This window comes from Roseibium sp., from assembly GCF_025698965.1.
GTDB lineage: Bacteria > Pseudomonadota > Alphaproteobacteria > Rhizobiales > Stappiaceae > Roseibium.
The window spans coordinates 1-5,860 of record NZ_JAILWL010000420.1 but is presented as its reverse complement, the minus strand read 5'-3'; the positions used below and the strand labels follow the sequence as shown (position 1 = coordinate 5,860).

At 54.7% G+C, this 5,860-nt stretch carries 7 protein-coding genes; all 7 read left to right on the top strand.

All coding sequences use genetic code 11. The features are described 5' to 3' along the window. Positions 1-339, top strand: a 339-nt coding sequence (locus K5905_RS25750) for a PaaX family transcriptional regulator C-terminal domain-containing protein (protein WP_297589494.1), incomplete at its 5' end; no start/stop codon positions are given. Positions 340-456: 117 nt separating this feature from the next. Further along, positions 457-1,449 (top strand): 1,2-phenylacetyl-CoA epoxidase subunit PaaA, encoded by a 993-nt coding sequence (paaA, locus tag K5905_RS25745; RefSeq protein WP_297589490.1) that lies wholly within the window; start codon positions 457-459, stop codon positions 1,447-1,449. Between the two features lie 87 nt (positions 1,450-1,536). Beyond that, a complete protein-coding gene (paaB, locus tag K5905_RS25740) occupies positions 1,537-1,821 on the top strand; it encodes a 1,2-phenylacetyl-CoA epoxidase subunit PaaB (RefSeq protein ID WP_297589487.1) in 285 nt (94 codons plus the stop codon). Then, positions 1,821-2,597, top strand: coding sequence for a 1,2-phenylacetyl-CoA epoxidase subunit PaaC (gene paaC / locus K5905_RS25735; protein ID WP_297589484.1), 777 nt, complete (start codon positions 1,821-1,823; stop codon positions 2,595-2,597). Before paaB ends, paaC begins: the two co-directional genes overlap by 1 nt. A 4-nt stretch (positions 2,598-2,601) precedes the next feature. After that, positions 2,602-3,111: a 1,2-phenylacetyl-CoA epoxidase subunit PaaD gene (paaD, locus tag K5905_RS25730; protein ID WP_297589482.1), complete on the top strand. Its 510-nt coding sequence runs from the start codon at positions 2,602-2,604 to the stop codon at positions 3,109-3,111. Between the two features lie 31 nt (positions 3,112-3,142). Then, a complete protein-coding gene (locus tag K5905_RS25725; RefSeq protein ID WP_297589480.1) occupies positions 3,143-4,216 on the top strand; it encodes a 2Fe-2S iron-sulfur cluster-binding protein in 1,074 nt (357 codons plus the stop codon). Between the two features lie 57 nt (positions 4,217-4,273). Then, the coding region (paaZ, locus tag K5905_RS25720; RefSeq protein WP_297589478.1) for a phenylacetic acid degradation bifunctional protein PaaZ at positions 4,274-5,860 on the top strand (1,587 nt) is incomplete at its 3' end.

Here is a 5,860-nt window from a genome sequence, read left to right as displayed (position 1 = left end):
TCGGCGTTTGTTTCCCGGTTTTCGCCCATGAAGGAAGAAGCGTCACATCTGGAAACCGGCGAGGTTGCTTTGCTCTTCCGTGTAGCCCTGGTGCACGCTTATCGGATAATCCGATTTCGGGATCCAAGACTTCCGAATTCAGTCTTGCCAGCCGACTGGCCGGGCGCGGCTGCCCGCCGGTTGTTTGCGGACGTCTATTCTACTCTGTCTGAAGCATCAGATACATATATCGGCGAGCATTTTCTCAGCCGGAGCGGGACGTTGCCTACCCGTCCGAAAACTGTGTCTGCCCGTTTGAAGACACTGGCTACGTGTTCCGTTGGTTTTGAAGCCGCCTGAAAGGCTATATTTTACAAATAGATATCAAGCATCACAAAATTAGAAAGAATTTACTTTTTCTGTGATGTTTTGTGCGTTATCCTTCCCGAGAGTTTCACATGACGGGAAGGAGGCGTCATGTATGCCCAGATGGTGAAAACCGATGCGAACAAGGTGCGCGATCTTTCGGAAATGACCGAAGAAGAGCGGGCATTTCAGGCGCGCATTGATCGTGGTGAAAAGATTGAACCAACCGATTGGATGCCGGAAGGGTACCGAAAGACCCTGATCCGCCAGATTGGTCAGCACGCACATTCAGAGATCGTAGGTCAGTTACCGGAAGGCAACTGGATCACACGGGCGCCGACTTTGGAGCGGAAAGCCATTTTGTTGGCAAAAGTCCAGGATGAGGCCGGGCATGGTCTCTACCTTTACTGTGCAGCAGAAACCCTCGGTGTGAGTCGGGATGAATTGATCGAACTCCTGCACGCCGGCAAGATGAAATATTCGTCGATCTTCAACTATCCGACGCTCACCTGGGCGGATATTGGTGCAGTCGGCTGGCTGGTGGATGGCGCAGCCATCATGAACCAGGTGCCGTTGCAAAGAACCTCTTTCGGGCCGTACTCCCGAGCGATGATCCGCATCTGCAAGGAAGAAAGTTTTCATCAGCGCCAAGGCTACGACATCATGATGAAGATGGCGAACGGCACCGCAGAGCAGCGCCGGATGGCGCAGGACGCTCTTGACCGGCTCTGGTATCCCTCGCTGATGATGTTTGGTCCGTCGGACAAGGATTCGGTGCACTCCGCTCAATCGATGGCCTGGAAAATCAAAATCAACACCAACGACGAGTTGCGCCAGAAATTTGTCGATCAGACAGTGTCGCAAGCTGAGTACCTTGGACTGACGATTCCGGACGAAAACCTGTCTTGGAACGATGAAAAGGGTGGATACGACTTTTCCGAACCGGACTGGTCTGAGTTCTTTGAAGTTCTGAGCGGCAATGGTCCTTGCAATCGCGAGCGGATGGAAGCTCGGGTCAAGGCCTGGGAAGAGGGCTCGTGGGTTCGCGATGCGCTCATGGCACATGCAAACAAGAAGGAAGCTGCCAAAACAGCTGCCGAGTGAATTTCCTGAAAGGACATGGCGAGACCGGTCGGAGTAATTCGACTTTCACGTACGGTGTTGCGCAGTTGGTTGAACGCGGAGGAAAAAATGAAAAAAGAATGGCCGTTGTGGGAAGTGTTCATTCGCGGACAGCATGGACTGAACCATCGGCATGTTGGCTCGCTGCATGCACCGGACGCCGAAATGGCAATCAAGAACGCTCGGGATGTCTATACCCGGCGCAAAGAAGGAATTTCGATCTGGGTTATTCCATCAGCGCAGATCACTGCATCCGATCCAGGTGCCAAGGATGCCTTGTTCGAACCGTCGGTGGACAAGATCTACAGGCACCCGAGTTTCTATGACATCCCTGATGAAGTCGGGAAGATGTGATGGCTACGGCGGTCGATAATATCGTGAGCGATAAATTGTTCGAATGGTTGTTGCGGCGCGGTGATAGCGCGCTCATTCTTGGCCATCGGGTGTCTGAGTGGTGCGGACATTCTCCGGTGCTTGAGGAAGATATTGCGCTCGCCAATGTCGCGCTCGATCTGATCGGGCAGGCGCGGTTGTGGCTAACCTATGCAGGAGAAATTGAGGGGAAGGGCCGCGGCGAAAACGAGCTGGCATTCCTCCGTGATGCTTGGGATTTCCATAACTTCCTGCTTGTCGAACAGCCTAACGGTGACTTTGGAAAAACCCTGATGCGCCAGTTTCTTTATGACGCTTATCAGGTGCTGCTTCTTGAGGCGCTAGAAAATTCATCCGATCAACGCGTTGCTGAGATCGCGGCAAAGGCCGGAAAGGAAGCCGCCTATCACCTGGATCGATCTGCTGACCTGGTTATCCGGTTGGGAGATGGTACTTCCGAGAGCCATCGAAGGATGCAGACAGCCCTCGAAACTCTATGGATTTATACTGGTGAATTATTCTCCGGTGACGAAGTGGATGAGGTGGTCTCTGATGCGGGCATCGCACCGATGCCGGAGACATTGCAATCAAGCTGGCGGCAGATCGTTGATGAAGTCCTGACACGTGCAACGCTGGAAGTACCGGACACGACATTTTCCCACACAGGCGGTGTGACCGGCAGACACAGTGAGCATCTCGGACACCTTCTGGCAGAAATGCAGTTCCTGCAACGGGCCTATCCCGGGGCAACCTGGTGATCGGATGAAGGTTTCGACGGACACCATCTGGCAATGGCTGGCGGAAGTTCCGGATCCGGAAATTCCGGTTCTGTCTCTGACTGACCTCGGCGTTATTCGCGATGTGCGTTGGGAGGAAGGCACGTTGGTTGTCACCGTTACGCCGACTTATTCCGGATGCCCGGCCACTGCCGTCATAAATCTGGACATTGAAACAAAACTGCGATCCTGCGGCGTTGAGAACCTGCGTCTGGAGCAAAAACTAAGTCCACCTTGGACAACGGACTGGCTGAGCCCGGAAGGGCGCGCGAAACTGCGGAACTACGGCATAGCACCGCCGGTTGAAAGCGTCGGAGAAATGTCGGTTTCAGGACGCTTGTCGAGACTTTCAGGCAAACAGGATTTGGTCGTTCCCTGTCCGCGATGCGGTTCATCGGATACGGAGAAGGTCAGTCAATTTGGCTCCACCCCCTGCAAGGCAGCCTATCGGTGCCGGGAGTGCCTGGAACCATTCGATTATTTCAAATGCCACTGACGCGCATTTAGACATGTACAGGGAGGAATAGATGTCACGGTTTCACGCCCTGACGGTCACAGAGATTATCCCGGACACGCGAGACTCAGTCATTGTGACGCTAAAACCCGCGCCGGAAGCAACGGACCTGTTTCGCTTCACACAAGGCCAATACCTAACATTTCGCCGGGATTTTGACGGGCACGAAGTCAGGCGCTGCTATTCCATTTGCGCAGGGACGGAAGACGGCGATCTGAAAGTCGGTATCAAGCGTGTCGACGGAGGCGCATTTTCCTGCTGGGCGAACGAGAACCTGAAAACAGGCGACACGGTTGAAGCTATGCCTCCGGTCGGCAGTTTCTTTGCACCGATCGAGCCGGAAAGCACCAGGTTCTATGTCGGTTTTGCCGGCGGCTCCGGAATTACCCCGATCCTGTCGATCATGAAGACGGTTCTGGCGCGCGAGCCGCATTCAACATTTACCCTCGTTTATGCCAATCGGCAGGTTTCTTCGATCATGTTTCGGGAGGATCTGGAAGATCTCAAGAACAGGTATCTTGGTCGCCTCCAGATCGTTCACATTCTCAAAAGTGACGCACAGGAAACAGAGCTTTTCTCCGGCCGCGTGGATGAGGAGAAAGTCAATGAGCTTCTTGAAACGTTGATTGACCCTCAGGATATCGACCTGACATTCCTGTGCGGTCCTCACGGGATGATGGATACGATCCGACGCTGTCTTGAAGGTCACGGTGTGGAACCGGACCGGATCAAGCACGAACTCTTCAAATCGGACCAGCCCGGTCGGCTGCCTGAAAAGAAAAGGCCGAAAACCGCAAGCGACAAAGACCGGGAAGCCGATCTCAGCCTCACGCTCGACGGAACGACCCGCGACATTCATATGGAGGCGGGGGAAACCATTCTCGAAGCGGCACACAGGCACAGCGTCGACGCGCCTTATTCCTGTTGCGCGGGTGTCTGTTCCACATGCCGTGGAAAACTGCTGGAAGGTGAAGTTGAAATGGCTGCCAATCACGCGCTTGAAGATGACGAGATTCGGGACGGCTACATTCTGACCTGTCAGTCCCGACCGCTTAGCAAGCGTCTTGTCCTGACCTATGACGCTTGAGGCAACGCTCCACGACGCTTCAAACCTGTCTTCAACTCTAAAATCGGTGTGTGTTCGATGACTGTTGTTCCACAAAAGGTGCGCGTTCTGGAAAGCTATCTGGCAGGAAGCTGGAGGCAAGGGAAGGGGTCAGGCTCCAACCTTCTGGATGCATCGACAAGTGTGCCTGTCGCACGCATTGATGCCTCGGGACTTGATCTCGGCGAAGCGCTGGCTTTTGGCCGCGACAAGGGCGGAGCCGGTTTGCGCAAGTTGACCTATCACCAACGTGCTCTGATGTTGAAAACACTGGCTCAGGCACTGATGGAAAAGAAAGAGATCTTTTACCAGGAAAGCTTTGCCACCGGTGCGACGCGCAAGGACAGCTGGATCGATATTGAGGGCGGCATCGGGACGCTCTTTGCTTATTCCTCCAAGGCTCGACGGGAAATGCCCAACTCGCGTGTCTTTGTGGAAGGAGCCGTGGAACCGCTTTCCCGGGACAACACCTTTTCAGCTCAGCACATCTTGAGCCCTTTGCAGGGAATTGCCGTACACATCAATGCCTTCAACTTCCCGTGCTGGGGCATGTTGGAGAAAATTGCACCCGCACTGATTGCTGGCATGCCCTGCCTTGTCAAACCGGCAAGTCAGACGGCTTATCTGACGGAGACGATGGTACGACATATCCTGGATACGGGGATACTCCCGGAAGGTTCGCTGCAATTGTTATGCGGCTCAGCAGGAGATCTGATCGACCACGTGACAGGACAGGATGTCGTAACCTTCACCGGGTCCGCGGCAACTGGTCAAATGCTTCGCGGACATCCGGCCATTGTGCAAAATTCGGTTCGTTTCTCGATGGAAGCGGACAGCCTGAACGCGGCTGTGCTTGGACCGGATGCGAAACCCGGCGAGCCGGAATTCGACCTTTTTATCAGGGAAGTCGCACGTGAGATGACCGTAAAAGCCGGTCAGAAATGTACTGCGATCCGGAGGGTGATCGCGCCGCGCGAATGCGTGTCGGCCGTTGCGGACGCGCTTGGACAGCGCCTTTCACGGCAGGTTGTCGGCGATCCGCGACGCGAAAACGTGACAATGGGGCCTCTTGCGTCACTATCTCAAAAAAACGAAGTCCTTGCGCGTATCGACGAATTGAAGGAGGACGCGGAGGTCCTGTCAGGGGGTGCAGCAGAGCTCGCCGATACAGGGGCATTCGAGGCTCCCGTTCTTTTGCATTGTAACGAACCTCTCAAGTCGGAAACGGTTCATTCGGTTGAAGCATTTGGTCCGGTCGCGACGCTGATGCCATATGACGAACTGGACGAAGCGATTGAACTGACGCACAAGGGCAAAGGTTCTTTGGTTGCCTCGATTTTCACCAACGATCCGATGGTTGCTGAGGAAATGGTACTTGGTATGGCGCCGTATCACGGACGGGTCATGATCGGAAACCGTCAAAGCGCCAAGACCTCGACCGGACACGGGTCGCCTTTGCCCATGCTGGTTCATGGTGGCCCCGGCCGGGCTGGGGGGGGCGAAGAGCTTGGAGGTTTGCGTTCCATCAAGCATTACATGCAACGCACAGCCGTGCAGGGAACGCCACAATTGCTCGGCGCGGTGACTGGCCGCTGGGTTTCAGGTGCATCAGGAAAATCTGATACC

Coding starts and splice junctions, on each gene's coding strand:
- paaB (WP_297589487.1), top strand. CDS start 1,537: ATGAAAAAAGAATGGCCGTTGTGGGAAGTGTTCATTCGCGGACAGCAT.
- paaA (WP_297589490.1), top strand. CDS start 457: ATGTATGCCCAGATGGTGAAAACCGATGCGAACAAGGTGCGCGATCTT.
- paaD (WP_297589482.1), top strand. CDS start 2,602: ATGAAGGTTTCGACGGACACCATCTGGCAATGGCTGGCGGAAGTTCCG.
- paaC (WP_297589484.1), top strand. CDS start 1,821: ATGGCTACGGCGGTCGATAATATCGTGAGCGATAAATTGTTCGAATGG.
- K5905_RS25725 (WP_297589480.1), top strand. CDS start 3,143: ATGTCACGGTTTCACGCCCTGACGGTCACAGAGATTATCCCGGACACG.